Origin of the sequence: Variovorax sp. V118, assembly GCF_041154445.1 — a bacterium.
GTDB lineage: Bacteria > Pseudomonadota > Gammaproteobacteria > Burkholderiales > Burkholderiaceae_C > Variovorax > Variovorax boronicumulans.
The window spans coordinates 6,168,736-6,186,212 of sequence record NZ_AP028663.1; the positions used below are offsets into that span (position 1 = coordinate 6,168,736).

17 protein-coding genes are annotated in these 17,477 nt (G+C 69.4%); 2 read left to right on the plus strand and 15 right to left on the minus strand.

All coding sequences use genetic code 11. The annotated features are described in order from the left end of the window. The first annotated feature begins 5 nt into the window (after window positions 1–5). Window positions 6–398, plus strand: a complete 393-nt coding sequence (locus ACAM52_RS28720; RefSeq protein WP_159272848.1) for a VOC family protein — start codon at window positions 6–8, stop codon at window positions 396–398. Window positions 399–433: 35 nt separating this feature from the next. Here ACAM52_RS28720 and ACAM52_RS28725 read toward each other — a convergent pair whose 3' ends face one another. The 13 genes from ACAM52_RS28725 to ACAM52_RS28785 all read right to left on the minus strand — a co-directional run bounded on the left by ACAM52_RS28725 (window position 434) and on the right by ACAM52_RS28785 (window position 13,420). Next, window positions 434–1,390, minus strand: coding sequence for a WG repeat-containing protein (locus ACAM52_RS28725; protein WP_369645235.1), 957 nt, complete (start codon window positions 1,388–1,390; stop codon window positions 434–436). 62 nt (window positions 1,391–1,452) lie between these two features. Next, a complete protein-coding gene (locus ACAM52_RS28730; RefSeq protein WP_369645236.1) occupies window positions 1,453–2,484 on the minus strand; it encodes a phosphotransferase in 1,032 nt (343 codons plus the stop codon). Beyond that, complete coding sequence (locus tag ACAM52_RS28735; protein ID WP_369645237.1) at window positions 2,481–3,290, minus strand: enoyl-CoA hydratase-related protein; 810 nt, start codon at window positions 3,288–3,290, stop codon at window positions 2,481–2,483. The genes ACAM52_RS28730 and ACAM52_RS28735 overlap by 4 nt, the downstream gene beginning before the upstream one ends. Window positions 3,291–3,327: 37 nt before the next feature. After that, complete coding sequence (locus ACAM52_RS28740) at window positions 3,328–4,545, minus strand: ABC transporter substrate-binding protein (protein ID WP_369645238.1); 1,218 nt, start codon at window positions 4,543–4,545, stop codon at window positions 3,328–3,330. A gap of 67 nt (window positions 4,546–4,612) precedes the next feature. Continuing rightward, entirely contained in the window at window positions 4,613–5,896 is a 1,284-nt protein-coding gene (locus ACAM52_RS28745; protein WP_369645239.1) for an acyl-CoA dehydrogenase family protein, read from the minus strand. Between the two features lie 3 nt (window positions 5,897–5,899). Then, window positions 5,900–6,274 (minus strand): DUF6285 domain-containing protein, encoded by a 375-nt coding sequence (locus ACAM52_RS28750; RefSeq protein ID WP_369645240.1) that lies wholly within the window; start codon window positions 6,272–6,274, stop codon window positions 5,900–5,902. Further along, entirely contained in the window at window positions 6,274–7,290 is a 1,017-nt protein-coding gene (locus tag ACAM52_RS28755; RefSeq protein WP_369645241.1) for a phosphotransferase family protein, read from the minus strand. The genes ACAM52_RS28750 and ACAM52_RS28755 overlap by 1 nt, the downstream gene beginning before the upstream one ends. Beyond that, window positions 7,280–8,275: a branched-chain amino acid ABC transporter permease gene (locus ACAM52_RS28760; RefSeq protein WP_369645242.1), complete on the minus strand. Its 996-nt coding sequence runs from the start codon at window positions 8,273–8,275 to the stop codon at window positions 7,280–7,282. The genes ACAM52_RS28755 and ACAM52_RS28760 overlap by 11 nt, the downstream gene beginning before the upstream one ends. 40 nt (window positions 8,276–8,315) lie before the next feature. After that, complete coding sequence (locus ACAM52_RS28765) at window positions 8,316–9,188, minus strand: branched-chain amino acid ABC transporter permease (protein WP_056577629.1); 873 nt, start codon at window positions 9,186–9,188, stop codon at window positions 8,316–8,318. Window positions 9,189–9,201: 13 nt separating this feature from the next. Next, window positions 9,202–9,921 carry an ABC transporter ATP-binding protein gene (locus ACAM52_RS28770; RefSeq protein WP_369645243.1) on the minus strand — a complete coding sequence of 240 codons (720 nt, stop codon included), beginning with the start codon at window positions 9,919–9,921 and terminating at the stop codon, window positions 9,202–9,204. After that, the gene (locus ACAM52_RS28775) at window positions 9,918–10,736 is read right to left on the minus strand and encodes an ABC transporter ATP-binding protein (RefSeq protein WP_062478152.1); all 819 of its coding nucleotides are present in this window, start codon (window positions 10,734–10,736) and stop codon (window positions 9,918–9,920) included. The genes ACAM52_RS28770 and ACAM52_RS28775 overlap by 4 nt, the downstream gene beginning before the upstream one ends. A 91-nt stretch (window positions 10,737–10,827) precedes the next feature. Further along, window positions 10,828–12,006, minus strand: coding sequence for an acetyl-CoA C-acetyltransferase (locus ACAM52_RS28780; RefSeq protein ID WP_062478155.1), 1,179 nt, complete (start codon window positions 12,004–12,006; stop codon window positions 10,828–10,830). A gap of 256 nt (window positions 12,007–12,262) precedes the next feature. Beyond that, the gene (locus ACAM52_RS28785) at window positions 12,263–13,420 is read right to left on the minus strand and encodes an acyl-CoA dehydrogenase family protein (RefSeq protein ID WP_369645244.1); all 1,158 of its coding nucleotides are present in this window, start codon (window positions 13,418–13,420) and stop codon (window positions 12,263–12,265) included. A gap of 168 nt (window positions 13,421–13,588) precedes the next feature. Here ACAM52_RS28785 and ACAM52_RS28790 point away from each other — a divergent pair, with 168 nt between their 5' ends. After that, complete coding sequence (locus ACAM52_RS28790) at window positions 13,589–14,380, plus strand: enoyl-CoA hydratase (protein ID WP_369645245.1); 792 nt, start codon at window positions 13,589–13,591, stop codon at window positions 14,378–14,380. Between the two features lie 21 nt (window positions 14,381–14,401). Here ACAM52_RS28790 and ACAM52_RS28795 read toward each other — a convergent pair whose 3' ends face one another. Then, a complete protein-coding gene (locus ACAM52_RS28795) occupies window positions 14,402–15,184 on the minus strand; it encodes an SDR family NAD(P)-dependent oxidoreductase (RefSeq protein ID WP_062478161.1) in 783 nt (260 codons plus the stop codon). 61 nt (window positions 15,185–15,245) lie between these two features. Beyond that, entirely contained in the window at window positions 15,246–17,396 is a 2,151-nt protein-coding gene (gene fadB, locus ACAM52_RS28800; RefSeq protein WP_369645246.1) for a fatty acid oxidation complex subunit alpha FadB, read from the minus strand. Window positions 17,397–17,477 lie beyond the last annotated feature (81 nt).

Sequence of the window (17,477 nt, forward strand, 5' to 3'; positions counted from 1 at the left end):
ACAGCATGAAACTCGGCTACACCATCGTCTACGTTCCCGACGTCGCTCAGTCGCTGAAGTTCTTCGAGCAAGCCTTCGGCCTGCCCACGCGCTTCCTGCACGAATCGGGCACTTATGGCGAACTCGAAACTGGCGAGACCACGCTGGCGTTCGCCGCACACGCGCTCGGCGATTCCAACTTTCCGGGCGGGCATGTCGCCGCCTCGGACTCCGCGCAACCGCTGGGCATGGAGCTGGGCCTCGTGACGCCCGACGTGCCCGCCGCGCACAGCCGCGCGCTCGCGGCCGGCGCCACGCAGCTGTCGGCGCCGGTGACCAAGCCCTGGGGGCAGGTGGTCTCGTACGTGCGCTGCCCCGACGGCACGCTGGTCGAGCTGTGCTCGCCCATCGGCGGCTGACGGACGCCCTGCCCGGCTAGCAGGTCAGCCGGCGCCTACCGGAGATAGTTGCCGATCCACGTGCCGGCCTTCGTGATGTAGCCACGAACACCGTCGCGCACGACCTCAAGCACCTGCGGATCAAACGACAGATCGATGTCGTCGTACACCGGATCGATGACCACCTCGCCCGTGGCATCGATGCATCCCCACTTGTGGTTCGTGTGCAGAAAGACGGCGAACCCTGCATAGCAGAAGCTCGACAGGTCGTCGAAGACGGGGTCGATTGCCACATTCCCAGCCGTGTCGATGAAGCCCCATTTCTCCCCGATGCGGACTTTGGCCAGTCCGTTCTTGGCGAAGCCGGCAGCCTCCACATAGCGGGCCGGAATTCGGGGTTCACCGCTCGCGTCCATGTAGCCATGGCGATGGTTGCCTCCCTTGAAGGTCGCCAGCCCGCACGCATCGAACTCATCGAATGTCTTGAATGCCGGGCGCAGCACTTCCTTGCCGGTGACGTCGATGAATCCTATGAAGTCGGCGCGCCTGGCCTTGGCGAGACCATTGACGGCGAATGCACCGATCCCGTCGTAGAGGGTCGGAACCACCAGTTCCCCTCGGACATCGATGCATCCGCAGGTGCCTTCCGGGGTCCGGATCATCGCGAGGCCCGAGTCGTCGAACGAGCGGGCATACTCAAAAACCGACGCGAAGACCTTGCGGCCCTTGGCGTCCACGAAGCCGTGCTGAAACAGCTGTTCCCGGTCGAGGATCACCTTGGCGATGCCCTGGCTGGAAAAATCTTCGGCCTGATGGAACGACGGGCCGACCACGGTGCGACCCGTTCGATCGATGAACCCGAGGCCGGTTTCGCTTTCGATATCCAATCGCGCAACCGCAAGGCCGTTCGTGGCAAAAGGCCCGACGTCATGAAACTGCGGAGAAACAACGACCTCCCCTCCGAGATCGATAAATCCGAAGAGGCCGCTCGTGGCGGATCTGATGAGAAGCATGGACTCTTTCGCTGTACCGAGGGACAGTCGAAATGATACGGAGGCTTCTCAGGCGCAGATTTCTAGTCGATCAACGCCACCGCCCGCCGCGCAAACCCCGCGGCCTGCGCGCCCACCTGCACCGCATCGGCCGCCGCAGCGCTCCCGCTCTTCGCGCGCGCCGCGATGCCTTCGAGGATCACGGCAAAACGGAACAGCGAGAACGCCAGGTGGAAGTTCGTCACCGGCTCGGCGCAGCCGCCGGCCTGCTGGTAGTGGGCGATGTACTCGGCCTGCGTGGGAATGCCTTCGGCCGCGAGGTCGATGCCCTGCATGCCCTCAAACTCGTCGGCGCCGGTGTGCCAGGCCATGCAGTTGTAGGCCACGTCGGCCAGCGGGTGGCCCAGGGTGGACAGCTCCCAGTCGAGCACGGCGATCACGCGCGGCTCGGTGGGGTGGAACATGAGGTTGCCGAAACGGAAATCGCCGTGCGCGATGGTGGTCTGGTCGCCCGGCGGCAGGTTGACGGGCAGCCAGGCGATGAGGCGCTCGATGTTGGCGTCTTCGCGCGTGCGCGAGGCCTCCCACTGGCGGGTCCAGCGCGCGATCTGGCGCTGGAAGAAGTTGCCGGGGCGGCCGTAGTCGGTGAGGCCGACGGCGGCCAAGTCGACCGCGTGCAGGCGCGCCAGGGTCTCGGCCATCGCGAAGTAGTACGCGCGGCGCTCGGCGGGTGCGATGCCGGGCAGCGCGTAGTTCGACAGCACGCGGCCTTCGAGCTTCTCCATCACATAGAAGGGCGTGCCCACCACGGTGCGGTCGTCGCAGTACTGCACGGTGCACGGCACGGGCACGTCGGTGGCGGCCAGTGCGCGCAGCACGCGGTACTCGCGATCGACCGCGTGGGCCGAGGGCAGCAGTTCGCCGGGCGGCTGCTTGCGCAGCACCAGCGCGCGGTTGTCGAAGTCGACGAAGAAGGTGGGGTTCGATTGCCCGCCGCCGATGCGCGCCAGGCGCATCGGGCCTTCGAGCTCGGGCAGCGCCTGCCGCAGGTGGCGCTGCAGGCGGTCGGCGTCGAACTCGATGCCTGCGGGGGTGGCGTCTGCAGCTGCGCTCATGGCCGGCGGAACACGGGCTCGCGTTTCTCCAGGAAGGCTTTCACGCCTTCGGCGAAGTCGGGCCGGTCGATCAGCTCGCGCTGGCGCTCGGCCTCGTGGCGCATCTGGCCGACGAGCGACTGGCTCGCGGCCGATTCGTACACGGCGCGGATCTCGCGCGCGGCGTGTGCAGGCAGGCGCGCGAGCCGCTGTGCAACGGCCACGGCCTGGGCGCGCAGTTCGGCGTCGTCCACGCAGGCCCACACGAGGCCCCATTGCGCGGCCTGCTCGCCCGACAGGCGCTCGCCGAGCAGCGACATGCCGACGGCGCGCGCGCGGCCCACGAGCCGCTCGAGGAACCAGGTGGTGCCCAGGTCGGGCACGATGCCCAGGCGCGGCATGAAGGGCAGGTAGAAGTAGGCCGATCGCGCCACCAGCACGACGTCGGCGGCCAGCGCCACGCCCACGCCGGCGCCCGCGGCGGGGCCGTTGACGGCGTTCACCACGGGGAAGGGCATGCTGCGCAGGTCTTCGATGAGGCGGTTCGACATCGCCTCCATCGCGTCGGCCGTGCGCTGGCCCAGGCTGCCGGGCGCGCTGGCGTCCATGCTGCCGAGGTCGGCGCCCACGCAGAACGATTTGCCGACGCCGGTGAGCACCACGGCGCGCACCTCGCCTTCGTCGCGCAACTGTGCGAGCCGCTGGCGCAAGGCCTCCTGCAGTGGCACGGTGAGCGGGTTGAGGCGCTTGGGAATGTTGAAGCTGAGGATGGCGACGTCGCCGTCGCGCTCGTACAGAAGGGGGTCCTGGTCATCAGGCTGGCTCATGGGTGGGCTCCGAAGGGCGTGGGTAGACAAAGGGGGTTCACTTCATGTTCAGCGCGGGCCCGACCGGGTCGAGGTCCACGCCGTTGAAGCGCACGGGCTGCATCGACGCGTAGGCGTGCAGGTCGGCGGCCGAATTGGCCATGGCCACGCCGGGCAGCAGCATCGAGATGCGCGGGCTCTTGAGGGTGCTGGCGGCCACGCGCACGCTCTCGCGCGTGGGGTTGGCGCCGGCCTCGCGCAGCACGTGGGCCATGAGCTGCGCCACGATGTAGCCCGACACGCCGCTGCCGTTGCTCGGGTCGACGCCGCTGGCGTGGGTCTTGAGCAGCTCGAGGTACTCGAGCACCTCGGGGTCGCGGCTCCAGCGCGGGCTCATGGGCTCCTTGTAGACGGCGAGCGCGACCACGCCCTTGGCCTTGTCGGCGCCCGCGGGCTCGAAGGCCATCTTCACGGAGGCGGCCGCAAAATTGAGGTACCGGTCGGGCGTCCAGCCCACGTCGGCGACCTTGCGGATGGCCTGCGCGGCGGTGCGCGCGGTGGCGGCCATCACGAGCACGTCGGCACCCGACGACTTGAGCTGCACCACCTGCGAATCGACGGTGGGGTCGGTCACCTCGAAGGTGGCCTGCGCCACGATCTTGGCCTTGCCCTGTTTCGACAGGCCTTCCTGCAGACCCTTGAGCACTTCGCGCCCGAGGTCGTCGTTCTGCATGAGCACGGCGATCTTGGCGTCGGGGCGGTTCTCGATGATGTGGCGCGCGAACACACGGCCCTCGCCCTGGTAGCTGCCGAGAAAGGGCACGGTCCACGGGTACTTGGCGGCGTCGTCGAACTGCGAGGCGCCCGACTGCACGAACAGCTGCGGCACTTTCTTGGCGTTCATGTAGCGCTGGATGGCCATGTTGGGCGCGGTGCCCAGGTTGCCGAAGATGGCGAGCACCTGGTCTTCCTCGACGAGGCGGCGCGCCACCTCGACGGTCTTGGGCGGCGAGTACTGGTCGTCGTAGATCAGCAGGCGCACCTTGCGCCCGTGGATGCCGCCCTGCTCGTTGAGCTTCTTGAAGTAGGCCTCGGCCACCTTGCCGACCACCGAGTAGCCCGACACGGGCCCCGACAGCGGCATGGGCATGCCCAGCACGATTTCGGCGTCGCTCACGCCGGCTTCGGGCTTCTTCTGGGCCAGGGCCGGCAGGCTGGTGCAGAGCGTGGCAAGGCCAGCCACCAGGGCGGTACGGCGGGAAAGCGGATGAACCATGTCGCGTGTCTCCTTCTGTGTTGCTGAGTGGCCGGGTGGCCTGCGTCGTCAGTCGTCGGAAAGCGGTTCAGGCCGTGGCCCGGTTCGGCCCCATGTAGCCGAAGAGGTGGCCCGCCACCTTGCGCATCTGGATTTCTTCGGAGCCCTCGGTGATGCGGTAGCGGCGGTGGTGGCGGTAGATGTGTTCGAAGGGCTTGTGGCGCGAGTAGCCGATGCCGCCGTGCACCTGCATCGCGCGGTCGGCGGCCTCGCACACCAGACGGTTGGCCCAGTAGTTGCACATCGAGACCTTGTCGGACAGCTGCTTCTCGACCTGCGGCTTGGGCATCTGGTCCATCTGCCACGCGGTCTTGCGGATGAGCAGGCGCAGCATCTCGACCTGCGTGGCCAGCTCGACCAGCGGAAACTGGATGCCCTGGTTGCGCGCCAGCTCTTCGCCGAAGGGCTTGCGCTCGCGCGCGTACTTGACGCTCTCGCGCACACAGTAGTCGGCGGCGCCCAGGCTCGACGCGGCCTGGCGGATGCGGTTCTCGTGCACGAAGTGCTGGGCAATGGCCAGGCCGCCGTCGAGCGGGCCGAGCACGGCGTCTTCAGGCACCCACACGTTCGTGAAGCTCACGCGCGGGTGGTCGGTGGGCATGTTGAAGGTCCAGAGGTACTCCTCGATCTTCACGCCCTCGGCCTGCGCGGGCACGAGCAAGGCGCTGATGCCGCGCGCGTCGCCGTCGCGCCCGCTCGTGCGCGCAAACAGCACGCAGTGCGTGGCGGTGTGCATGCCGGTGGTCCACATCTTTTCGCCGTCGATGCGAAAGCCGGCGCGGCCGTGGCGTGCCTCGGGCACGGCGCGGGTTTCCATGTGGGTGGCGTCGGAGCCGTGCTGCGGCTCGGTGAGGCCGAAGGTCAGGCGCACGCGCTCGTCGAGCATGCCCTGGATGAGTTCGTCGCACTGCGCGGGCGTGCCGAAGTCACGGATGGCCAGCACGAAGGGGTTGTTGGCGACGATCGAGTGTTCGTTCTGCAGGTCGTTGTGCAGACCCAGGCCGCGCGCGGCAAAGTGCTCGCGGATCACGGCCATCCAGAGGTTGCTGCCGTCGCGCCCGCCGAATTCGGCGGGCAGCGCAAAGCGCAGGTGGCCCGCGCGGTCGGCGCGGTGGCGCGCCTCGGCCAGCAGCGCTTCCCATTCGGGGCGCGGCAGGCCGCCGTTCTCGAAGTCGGTGCGGGCCCATTCGCGGCGGTGGTCGAAGAAGCGCTCGTTGTCGTCCTGCGCCTGCAGCGGCGCGATCTCGCGGTCGATGAAGGCGTCGAGTTCGGCGAGGTAATCGACGAGGTCGCGGGGCAGGTCGAAGTCCATGGCTCAGTCTTTCTTCTTCGTGCCGGCGGCATAGCCGGGCTGGTCGATGGCGAGCTTGTCGCACGTGGTCTGGCGCAGGTGGTCGATCAGGCCGGGGGTGGCGGGGTCGAGTTCGCCCGAGGCGATGCGGGTGCAGAGCAGGCGGTTGGCTTCGGCCAGGTCGGCGGGTGCATCAGGGCCCAGCAGTGCGTGCAGCCGCGTCAGTTCACCTGCTTGCGCCGTGGGACCGAACTGCACTTCGCGTCGCACGATGTCGAGCGTGTTCGCCGCCACGCGCGCGTGGAACGCAACCTGCCCTTCGGTGGCCGGCACCACCTGCTCGCGCAGGAAGGTGGCAACGGCCTCGAGCAGCTCGACGATGTCGGGACGGTCCTGCATCAGGCGGCCTCTTCCTCGGGGGCGAGCAGCGCCAGCAGGTCCGATTCGGCCTCCGAGGCGCGACGGCCGATGGCGGCCTTCTCCACATCGCGCTCGCGGCCGCTGAGCCAGGCATGCACCATGGCTTCGCAGACGATGCCCCACTTGAGCGTGCCCAGCACCTCCCACCAGCGCACGCGTTCCGCATCGACCTGCCCACCCTCGGCCATGTAGCCCTCGAACAGTTGCTCGCGCGTGCCGAAGCCGCCCACGGGCAGCGCACCGTGGCCGAAGCGCCAGGAGCGCACGCACATCCAGCCGAGGTCTTCCATCGGATCGCCGAGGTGCGCGAGTTCCCAGTCGAGCACGGCGCGCAGGCCCTCCTCGCCGACCATCAGGTTGCCGTTGCGGAAGTCGCCGTGCACGAGCACCAGCGCGGGCACGTCGGCCGGTGCGTGCGCGCGCAGCCAGCGGAAGGCGAGTTCGAACACGGGGCGCGCGGTGCCGTGGCTGCGGTGCAGGCCGATCTGGAAATCAAGCTCCGCCCGCGCGGCGGCCGTGCGCAGCGGCGGCAGCTGGTGTGCGGGCAGGCGGTGGATGCGCGCCATGGCCGCGCCGCACTGGCGCGCCAGCACGCGGCGCGCGCCGGCCAGGCGCTCGTCGCGCACGATGCGGCGGCCCAGGGTTTCGCCCTCGATGCGATCCATGACGAAGCCTTCGCCGAGCCCGTCGGCCGGCTGCAGCACATGGCGCACGCCGGGCACGGGCACGCCGCCTGTGCGTGCGGCTTCGATGAGCTGCGCTTCCGCCGTCAGGCCCGCGGTGCCCAGGACGCGCGCGCCGCTGGCATCGGCCGCGCGGCGCAGCACCAGCGGCTGGGCCTGGCCCGCGCCGCCCGTCGCCACATCGAAAGCCCAGGTTTGCTGGCTGGCGCCGCCCGAGAGCCGGCGCACGGCCTGCACCGCATGGCCATCGGGCACGAGCCGCCCGGCCAGCCGCTGCAGTGCGTTCGCGATCAGCGCCGCGTCATCGTGCACGGGCGAAGCGTGCCTGGAGCTTGCGCAGCAGCCCGACCACGCCGCCGGGCATCGCGAACATGAAGGCGATCAGCACCACGCCGTACACCGCCCAGGGCGCGGCCTTGGAGACCTTCTCGGCCAGCGAGGGCACGAACATGATGAAGATGGCGCCGAAGATCGCGCCGTACAGCGTGCCCACGCCGCCCACCACGATGCCCACCAGCAGCGAGATCGACAGGAAGAGCGTGAACGAATCGGGCGCCACGAACTGCACCGCGATGGCCGACAGCGCGCCGCCCACGCCGGTGTACGCGGCCGAGACGCCGAAGGTCATGGCCTTGTAGTGGCTGTTGTCCACGCCCATCGCCTCGGAGGCCATGGCGTGGTCGCGGATGGCGCGCATGGCCCGGCCGCTGCCGCTTTGCAGCAGGTTGTGGGCAATGAAGAACATCACGACCGCGACGAACAGCGAGAACAGGTAGAGCCACTGGTCTTCGTTGAGCGGCAGGCCGAAGGGCGCAGCAGGCTTCATGAGCACGATGCCCTGCACGCCGCCGGTCCAGGCCTCGAGGTGCTTGTACTTGAGCAGCTGCGGCATCGCCACGCCGAGCGCAAAGGTGGCCAGCGCCAGGTACAACCCTTCGAGCTTGAGCGCGGGCCGCCCGAACAGGTAGCCGACGATCAGGCACACCACGGCCGCCGCCGGCACCGTGAGCCAGTACGGCACGCCCGCATGCTCCATGAGGATGCCGGTGGTGTAGGCGCCAATGGCATAGAAGGCGCCGTGGCCCAGCGAAATCTGCCCGTTGTAGCCCGTGAGGATGTTCAGGCCCAGCAGCGCAATGGCATACGAGATCACCATCGTCGCCTGGAACAGCTGGTAGCCGCGCGCCACGAAGGTGATGCCGATGGCCAGCACGATCAGCAGGCCGACCCACAGGAGCGGCGAGCGCGAGGGCTTGGCGGCGGTGCGTGCATCGGCCGACCCGGCGAGCGGTGCCATGGCAGTCGGCAGGGAGGAAGCTTGGGGAGAGTTCATGCGATCAGACCCGGGTGACCAACTTGCGGCCCATGAGGCCGGAAGGCTTGACGATGAGCACGCCGACGATCAGCACCAGCGCCACCGACAGCTTGAGTTCGGTGCCCACCACGTAGGTGCCGATGAGGTTCTCGAGCACGCCGACGATGAAGCCGCCGAGCACCGCGCCCACGGGGCTGTCGATGCCGCCGATGAGCGCGCCGGCAAAGGCGTAGAGCAGCACGCCGGTCATCATGTGCGGGTCGAGGAAGACCACGGGCGCGACCATCATCCCGGCCACCGCGCCGATGGCGCCGGCCAGGCCCCAGCCCAGCATGAGCATGCGCCCGACGTTGATGCCCACCAGCCGCGACGAGGCCGCGTTCTGCGCCGCGGCGCGCATCGCCAGGCCCAGCGGCGTGAAGCGGAAGAACGCGAACAGCAGCAGCACCACCAGCAGCGTGACGCCGATGGCGCCCATCTCGTGCGCCGACATCATGGCGCTGCCGAACCACGCGTCCGACGGGAACGGGCTAGGGAACTGCTTGATGGTGTAGCCGAAGAGCCAGCCCGCCAGGCTGTGGAAGATCACCAGCAGGCCGATGAACACCACCACCACCGACAGCGCCGGCTTGTCGTGCATGGGCCGGATGACGGTGAACTCCACCACGGCCGCGAGCACGAAGGACAGGGCCACGGTCGCGACGAAGGCGGCCCAGTACGGCAGGCCGGCCTGCATGAGGCTCCAGGCGATGAAGGTCGAGAACATCGCCATCTCGCCCTGCGCGAAGTTGATGTGGTGCGTGGCCTGGTAGATCATCACCAGCGCCAGCGCAACGCTGGCGTAGATGCCGCCGGTGGCCAGGCCCGCCAGCAGTTGGTGCAGGAATGCGTTCATCGGTGTGAGGCCCTTATTCGCCCAGGTAGGCTTTGCGCACGGCGTCGTTGCGGCGGATGTCGGCGGCGGAGCCCGAGAGCACGATGCGGCCGGTTTCCAGGAGGTAGGCCGAGTCGGCCAGGTCGAGCGCGAGCTTGGCGTTCTGCTCCACCAGCAGGATCGACACGCGCTCTTCCTTGTTGATGCGCCGCATGATCGAGAAGATGTCCTTCACGATGAGCGGCGCGAGCCCGAAGGACGGTTCGTCGAGCAGCAGCAGGCGCGGCTTGCCCATGAGCGCGCGGCCGATGGCGAGCATCTGCTGCTCGCCGCCCGACAGCGTGCCGGCCTGCTGCGCGCGGCGCTCGCGCAGGCGCGGGAAGTAGTCGAACACACGCTCCATGTCGGCGTCGATGCCGTCCCTGCTCGCGCGGGCGTAGGCGCCCAGCCTCAGGTTCTCCTCGGTCGTGAGGCCCAGGAAGGTGCCGCGCCCGTCGGGCACGTGGCCCACGCCGGCCTTGGCGATCTGCTCGGTGGAGCGGCCGTCGATGCGCTGGCCGGCCAGCATGATGCGGCCCTCGGTGCTCACCATCATCTGGCACAGCGCGCGCAGCGTGGTGGTCTTGCCGGCGCCGTTGGCGCCCAGCAGCGCCACGACCTGGCCGGAGGGAATGTCGAGGTCGATGCCTTGCAGCACGCGCGTCGGGCCATAAGCCGCATGCAGCCCGCGCACTTCGAGAATGTTGGTCGTCATGCCATGGCCTCCGCTTCTGCCTCTTCACCCAGGTAGGCGCGGATCACCTCGGGGTGCGCGCGCACCTCGGCCGGCGTGCCCTCGGCGATCTTCTTGCCGAAGTTCAGCGCCACCACCTTGTCCGACACGCCCATCACGAGGCTCATGTGGTGTTCGACCAGCAGCACCGTCACGTTCAGGCGGTCGCGGATGTCGCGGATCAGCGTGCCCAGGCTTTCGAGTTCTTCGTGGTTCAGGCCGCAGGCCGGCTCGTCGAGCAGCAGCAACTGCGGCTCGGCCGCCAGTGCGCGGGCCAGCTCGACGCGCTTCTGTGTGCCGAAAGGCAGGTCGGCCACTTCGCGTTCGGCCACGGCTTCGAGGTCGAGAAAGTGGATCAGCTGGTCGGCCCGCGCCCGCGCCTGCGACTCGATGGCCGCCACGCCGGGCAGCCGGAAGGCGTTGCGCAAGAAACCCGCGTGGTGCTTGCTGTGACAGCCCACCAGCACGTTGTCGCGCACGGTCATCGTGCGAAACAGCGCCAGGTTCTGGAAGGTGCGCCCGATGCCCAGGCCCGCCATGCGGTGGCGCGGCAGGCGCGTGAGCGGATGGCCGTCGAACTCAATGCGGCCGGCGCTGCACTCGTACAGGCGCGAGAGACAGTTGAACAGCGTGCTCTTGCCCGCCCCGTTCGGCCCGATGAGGCCGCAGATCTGGCCCCGCCGCACGTCGAACGAGACGCCGTCGAGCGCCACGATGCCGCCGAAGCGCACCGACACCGCGTCGATGCGCAACAGGGGGGTGTTCTCTTTGTCTCCGCGATCGGTGTCATGAATCATGCGTCGATCTCTTTTTTTGAGGGAACGGAAAAGGTCAGCGCCGCCCCCGCGGGCGCTGCCAGGTTGGCGACGCAAGGGCCGCCCGGCTTCTTCAGAGCCGCTCTACGATGGTCACGTTGGCCATGCCGCCGCCTTCGCACATGGTCTGCAGGCCGTAGCGCTTGCCGCGCTGGCCCAGGGCGTTGACCAGCGTGGTCATCAGCTTGGTGCCCGAGGCGCCCAGCGGGTGGCCCAGCGCAATGGCGCCGCCGTTCACGTTGATGCGGGCCGGGTCGGCGCCCAGCGCCTTCAGCCATGCGATGGGCACGGGCGCGAAGGCTTCGTTGACTTCGTACAGGTCGATGTCCTCGATCTTCATGCCGGCCTTTTGCAGCGCACGCTGCGTGGCGGGCAGCGGGGCCTCGAGCATGATGACCGGGTCGTGGCCCAGCACGCTCATGTGGTGGATGCGCGCCAGCGGCTTCACGCCCAGCGTCTTCAGGCCGCGTTCGTTCACGACCATGAGGCCGCTGGCACCGTCGCAGATCTGGCTGGCGGTGGCCGCCGTGCAGCGCCCGCCTTCGGCGATGAGCTTGACGCCGGCGATGCTCTCCAGCGTGGCGTCGTAGCGGATGCCTTCGTCAGTGGTGTGCAGCTCGCCGGTCTCGGTGCCGTCGGCCATGCGCACGGCGACGGGCACGATCTCGCGTTCGAAGTGGCCGGCCTTGGTGGCAGCGATGGCGCGGTGGTGGCTTTCGAGCGCGTAGCGGTCGAGCGCGTCTTTCTCGATGCCGTAGTTGCGCGCGATCATCTCGGCGCCCGTGAACTGGCTGAACTGGATGCCGGGGTAGCGCTTTTCCATGCCGGGGCTCACGTAGAAGCCCAGGTTGTTCTTCAGCGGCAGCGTGGTGGGCAGGCCCATGGGCACGCGGCTCATGCTCTCGACGCCGGCGGCGATGACGATGTCCATCGTGCCCGACATCACGGCCTGCGCCGCGAAGTGCAGCGCCTGCTGCGACGAGCCGCACTGGCGATCGACCGAGGTGGCGGGCACCGACTCGGGCAGGCGCGAGGCCAGCACCGCATTGCGCGCCACGTTGGAGGCCTGCTCGCCGGCCTGACCGACGCAACCCATGATGACGTCCTCGATCAGGGCGGGGTCGGCGTCGGTGCGCTCCACGAGGGCGTTGAGCACCTGGGCGGCCAGGTCGGCCGGGTGCCATCCGGCAAGGCGGCCGTTGCGGCGGCCGCCGGCGGTGCGCGCGGCGGCGACGATATAGGCTTCGGGCATGTGAAATCTCCGGTGATGGGTTCGGTTCGGCAGTCCAGCGCATTGTTGGCGCCGCGCCGCCGCGCAGCGTCGTCGGAACCGACGATTTTGGGCGGCGGCCTTTGCGGGCTCAGAAGGTGTGAATGAATCCGGCGTGGCCGAGCGGCCCCTCAAGGCGCAAAGCGCAGCCATAGCTCGGGCTATGGCGAGCATTTGCAACGCCGAGGGGGCGTGTCTGGGCGGGATGAGCGGACATGGCGGGTTCGTTCACACCTTCTCAAGCCTTGGCCAGGCGCTTGGCCATGCTCCAGCGGTGCACTTCCGAGGGGCCGTCATAAATCCTGAAGGCCCGCATGTCGCGGAAGATGCGCGCGGCCACGGTCTCGTCGGACACGCCGCTCGCGCCCAGGATCTGCACCGAGCGGTCGACCACGCGCCACTCGGCCTCCGAGCACAGCACCTTGGCCACGCTCGACTCGTGGCGGCCCTTGCCGCCCTGGTCGAGCACCCACGCGCAATGCCAGATCGTCAGGCGCGAGACGTGCAGGTCCATGTCGTTGTCAGCCAGCATGAAGCCCACGCCCTCGTGCTCCACCAGCGCATGGCCGAAGGCCTGGCGGCGGCGGGCGTAGTCGGCGGCGAGCTCGTGCACGCGGCGCGCGGCGCCGAGCCAGCGCATGCAGTGCGTGAGGCGCGCGGGCGCCAGCCGCACCTGCGCGTAGCGAAAGCCCTCGCCGATGGCGCCCAGCACGTCGGTGGCCGGCACGCGCAGGCCGTCGAAACGCACCACGCCGTGGCCGCCGGTGAAGCAGCTGTCGAGCGCGTCGATCTGCCGTTCGATCACGATCTCGGGCTGGTCCATGTCGGCCAGGAACATGGTCGACGAGCCGCCTTCCATGCGCGCCATGATGATCGCGAAGCCCGCGCCGGTGGCGCCGGTGATGAACCACTTGCGCCCGGTGATCACGTAGTGGTCGCCGTCGCGCACGGCCACGGTCTGCATCATCGACGGGTCGGAGCCAGCGCCGGGCGGCGGCTCGGTCATGCAGAAGCACGAGCGCACATGGCCGTCGATGAGCGGCTGCAGCCAGCGCGCCTTCTGCGCGGGCGTGGCCACCACTTCCATCAGGTGCACGTTGCCTTCGTCGGGCGCGTGGATGTTGAGCGCCACCGGGCCGAGCGGCGAGTAGCCCGCCTCCTCGAACACGATGGCCTTGTCGACGTGCGACAGGCCCAACCCGCCGTGCTCCTTCGATGCATGCGGCGTGAGCAGGCCGGCGCGGCGCGCGCGCGCCACCAGTTCGTCGCGCAGCGCCTCGGCGGGGCCGTGCGAATCCTGCCGGGGGTCGGATTCGAGCGGAATCACCTCCTCGGCGATGAAGCGGCGCGTTCGTTCCTGCAGGTCGAGCTGGGCCGGGGTGAGGCTGAAGTCCATGGGGACGCTCCTTCTTTCTCTGTGAAATTCAAGGATGGACGGATTGAAGACAATGCGGCGCATGGTGCCGACGCGGGCGCGGGTTTCGAGTCGTGAGCGGGACAAGCCCGCCGGATTCGTCCGTTCCGACGATGCCCCGGCCCGGCCTGCGCCCAACACTGACACGCCATGAACACACCTGCAACCGACAACGACGACAACGTCCTCCTGCTCACCCGTCCGCAGGACGGCTGTGCCTGCCTCACGCTGAACCGCCCGCAGGCGATGAACGCCCTGTCGCTCGCGCTGCGGCGCGCGCTGGTGCGCACGCTCGACACGCTCGCGCAGGACGACAGCGTGCGCGTGCTCGTCCTCACCGGCGCAGGCCGCGCCTTCTGCGCCGGCCTGGACCTGCGCGAGATCGACCCCGGCGCCATCACCGGCGACGCCGGCACCGACGTGGCCACCGCGCTCGCGAACTTTCCGCGCCCGGTGATCGGCGCCGTAAACGGCGCGGCCATCACCGGCGGCCTCGAGGTGGCACTGGCCTGCGACCTGCTGATCGCCTCGAGCGAGGCGCGCTTTGCCGACACCCACGCGCGCATCGGCGTGATCCCGGGCTGGGGGCTGTCGCAGCGGCTGTCGCGGCTCATCGGCATTGCGCGCGCCAAGGAGATGGCCTTCAGCGGCAACTTCGTCGGCGCCGAGCAGGCCGAGCGCTGGGGGTTGGTCAACCGCGTGACGACGCCCGAGCAGCTGATGCCCCAGGCGCTGGCGCTGGCCGCCGACATCGCGAGCGCGCTGCCCGAGATGCTGCCGGTCTACAAGCGCCTGATCGACGACGGCCATGCGCGCAGCTTCGCCGAAGGCATGGCGCTGGAGCAGGCCGCCACGCGCGACTGGGCTGCGTCGCTCACGCCCGAGGTGCTGCGCGCGCGGCGCGAGGCGGTGCAGGCGCGCGGGCGTGCGCAGAAGGGCTGACGACGGCCCTTCGCCCCGGCCTCAGCGCGGCGCCATCCGGATCGCGCCGTCCAGCCGCACGCTCTCGCCGTTGAAGTAGCCGTTGGTGATCATCAGCTCGGCCAGCGTCGCGTACTCGGCCGGGTTGCCCAGGCGCTTGGGGAAGGGCACCGAGGCGGCCAGCGCGGCTTTCACGTTGTCGGGCGCGCCCTGCAGCAGCGGCGTGTTGAAGATGCCCGGCAGGATGGTGTTCACCCGGATGCCCTCGCCCATGAGGTCGCGCGCGATGGGCAGCGTCATGCCGACCACGCCGGCCTTCGAGGCCGTGTAGGCGGCCTGGCCCATCTGGCCGTCCTGCGCCGCGACCGAGGCGGTATTGACGATGGCGCCACGCTCGCCGTCTTCCAGCGCATCGAGCGTGAGCATGCCGGCGGCCGACTTGGCGATGCAGCGGAAGGTGCCCACGAGGTTGATCTGGATGATGCGGTCGAAGTTGGCGAGCGGAAAGTGCTTGATCTCGCCCGAGGCCTTGTCGCGGCTCGCGGTCTTCACCGCGTTGCCGGTGCCAGCGCAGTTGACCAGCACACGCTCTTGCCCGTGCGCCGCGCGCGCCTTGGCGAAGGCCGCGTCGACCTGCTCTTCCGACGTGACATCGACCTTGCAGAACACGCCGCCCAGCTCCTTGGCCAGGGCCTCGCCCTGCTCCACGTTGAGGTCGAACAGCGCGACCTTCACGCCGTGGCTGGCCAGGCGGCGCGCGGTGGCGGCCCCGAGGCCCGAGGCGCCGCCCGTGACGACGGCGGCAATGCTGGAATCGAGTTGCATCTCTTGTTGTCCTTGGATAGAGAGAGAGAAAGGAAGAAAGAAAACCGAAAACGCCTGCCGTTCAGACCGGGTAGTAGCGCAGCTTGCGCGCCGCCATCTCGCGCATGCGCGCCGTGGGCACATACGGCGCGCCGAGCGCCGCATGTTTGTCGCACAGCGCGACCACGCGGTCCAGCCCCAGCCAGTCGGCGTACTTGAGCGCGCCGCCCGCATAGGCCGGAAAGCCCACGCCGAGCAGCAGCGCCATGTCGAGCTCGGCCGGCGTGGCGACCACGCCGTCTTCGAGCGCGTGCGCGGCCTCGACCACCATCGGCAGCATCATGCGTTCGACGATCTCGGCGTCGGCGAAGTCGCGCCGCCCTTGCGGCTGCAGCGTGGCGACCAGCGCATGCGCCTCGGGTGCGGCCGACTTGCGTGGGCGGCCCGTGGGGTCGTTCTCGTAGCGGTAGAAGCCCGCGCCGTTCTTCTGGCCGTAGCGCTTGTTCGCCACCATCAGCTTCACGGCGTTGCGCTCCAAGGCCGGCATGCGCTGCGGGTAGCCCGCGGCGATCACGTCGCCCACGTGCGCGCCCACGTCCATGCCCACCACGTCCTGCAGGTAGGCCGGACCCATGGGCCAGCCGAAGGCTTCCATCGCGCGGTCGACCGCCTCGAAGTCGGCGCCATCGGCCACCAGCTGCACGAAGGCGTTGATGTACGGCGTGAGGATGCGGTTGACCAGGAAGCCCGGGCAGTCCTTCACCACGATGGGCGTCTTGCCCATGGCCACGGCATAGCCCACGGCGGTGGACACGGCGGCGTCGCGCGTCTTCGCGCCCTGGATCACTTCCACCAGCTGCATCACCGGCACGGGGTTGAAGAAGTGCATGCCGACAAAGTCCTCGGGCCGCGCGAGCGGCTGGGCGATGTCGTCGATGCGCAGGCTCGAGGTATTCGAGGCGATCACGGTGCCGGGCTTGACGCTGCCTTCCAGCGCGGCCAGCACCTTGCGCTTGACCTCGAGGTTCTCGACCACGGCCTCGACCACGCAGTCCACCGTGTCGAAGCCGGCCTCGTCGAGCTGCGGCACGATGGACGCTTGAATGGCATCGGCCTTGGCCTGCGCGAGCCGGCCGTTCTTCACCTGCTTGGCGAGCTGCTTGCCGGCCTCGGCCATGCCCAGGTCGAGCTGCGGCTGCGCGATGTCCTTCATGCGCACCGGCGTGCCGCGCAGTGCGCTGGTGTAGGCGATGCCACCACCCATGATGCCCGCGCCGAGCACGGCTGCCTGCTTCACCGGACGGCCTTCGCGCGCGTGGCGCTTGTAGAGCTTCTTGAGCGCCTGGTCGTTGAGAAAGGCCTGCACCAGCGAGGCGGCGGCCTGCGTCTTCGCGACGCGGCCGAAGGCGGCCGATTCGAGGTCGAGCGCGCCGGCGCGGTCGCGGCCGGCGGCCTCGGCCATCATTTCGAGCGCGATGAGGGCTGCGGGCTGGTGCTTGCCGCTGCGCGCCGCCAGCTGCGTGCGCGCGGCCTCGACCAGCGCACCGGCCTCCTGCTTCGACAGCGCCAGCGGCGCGCGCTTGCGTTGCTGCGCCGCCTGCCAGTCGACCTCGCCGCGCACCGCGCGTTGCAGCAGCGCGAGCGCGCGTTCGCGCAGGGCCTCGGGCGCGGCGACCTCGTCGGTCACGCCCGCGGCCAGCGCGGCCGGCGCCTTGGCCGGCTTGCCGCTCGCCACCCAGTCGATGGCCGTGGCCAGGCCTGCGAGACGCGACAGCCGCACCGTACCGCCGAAGCCGGGGAACAGCCCGAGCTTCACCTCGGGCACGCCGACCTGGGCCGTGTCGGCCATCACGCGCAGCGGCGCGAGCATCGCCAGCTCCAGCCCGCCGCCGAGCGCGAAGCCGTTGATGGCGACCACGCTGGGCACCTTCAGGTCCTCGAAGGCGTTGAACAGTTCGTTGCTGGCGCGCACGCCGCGCGCGATGTCGGCCTCGGCCTGCTGGAAGGTGGCGCCGAACTCGGTGATGTCGGCACCGACGATGAACACGTCTTTCGCGCTCGTCACCAGCACGCCGCGCACATCGGGCGAGGCCGCGATGCGTTCGGTGGCCTGGCGGAACTCGTCGACGGTGCGCGCGTCGAGCTTGTTGATGGCTTCGCCGCGCCGGTCGAAGCGCAGCTCCACCAGCCCGTCCTGCAACGGCAGGACTTCGATACTTTCGCCTTGGAACAAAGGGGTCTCCTCGCGGCCGGCGACGCGCCAGCCTGTGGGAAAAAGTTTAGGGACGCGCCCTGCGCACAGGCATCGTCCGAA

Excerpts from the sequence above, each read along its gene's own strand:
- ACAM52_RS28720 (WP_159272848.1), top strand. The coding sequence starts at position 6 with ATGAAACTCGGCTACACCATCGTCTACGTTCCCGACGTCGCTCAGTCG.
- ACAM52_RS28725 (WP_369645235.1), bottom strand. The coding sequence starts at position 1,390 with ATGCTTCTCATCAGATCCGCCACGAGCGGCCTCTTCGGATTTATCGAT.
- ACAM52_RS28730 (WP_369645236.1), bottom strand. The coding sequence starts at position 2,484 with ATGAGCGCAGCTGCAGACGCCACCCCCGCAGGCATCGAGTTCGACGCC.
- ACAM52_RS28735 (WP_369645237.1), bottom strand. The coding sequence starts at position 3,290 with ATGAGCCAGCCTGATGACCAGGACCCCCTTCTGTACGAGCGCGACGGC.
- ACAM52_RS28740 (WP_369645238.1), bottom strand. The coding sequence starts at position 4,545 with ATGGTTCATCCGCTTTCCCGCCGTACCGCCCTGGTGGCTGGCCTTGCC.
- ACAM52_RS28745 (WP_369645239.1), bottom strand. The coding sequence starts at position 5,896 with ATGGACTTCGACCTGCCCCGCGACCTCGTCGATTACCTCGCCGAACTC.
- ACAM52_RS28750 (WP_369645240.1), bottom strand. The coding sequence starts at position 6,274 with ATGCAGGACCGTCCCGACATCGTCGAGCTGCTCGAGGCCGTTGCCACC.
- ACAM52_RS28760 (WP_369645242.1), bottom strand. The coding sequence starts at position 8,275 with ATGGCACCGCTCGCCGGGTCGGCCGATGCACGCACCGCCGCCAAGCCC.
- ACAM52_RS28765 (WP_056577629.1), bottom strand. The coding sequence starts at position 9,188 with ATGAACGCATTCCTGCACCAACTGCTGGCGGGCCTGGCCACCGGCGGC.
- ACAM52_RS28770 (WP_369645243.1), bottom strand. The coding sequence starts at position 9,921 with ATGACGACCAACATTCTCGAAGTGCGCGGGCTGCATGCGGCTTATGGC.
- ACAM52_RS28775 (WP_062478152.1), bottom strand. The coding sequence starts at position 10,736 with ATGATTCATGACACCGATCGCGGAGACAAAGAGAACACCCCCCTGTTG.
- ACAM52_RS28780 (WP_062478155.1), bottom strand. The coding sequence starts at position 12,006 with ATGCCCGAAGCCTATATCGTCGCCGCCGCGCGCACCGCCGGCGGCCGC.
- ACAM52_RS28785 (WP_369645244.1), bottom strand. The coding sequence starts at position 13,420 with ATGGACTTCAGCCTCACCCCGGCCCAGCTCGACCTGCAGGAACGAACG.
- ACAM52_RS28790 (WP_369645245.1), top strand. The coding sequence starts at position 13,589 with ATGAACACACCTGCAACCGACAACGACGACAACGTCCTCCTGCTCACC.
- ACAM52_RS28795 (WP_062478161.1), bottom strand. The coding sequence starts at position 15,184 with ATGCAACTCGATTCCAGCATTGCCGCCGTCGTCACGGGCGGCGCCTCG.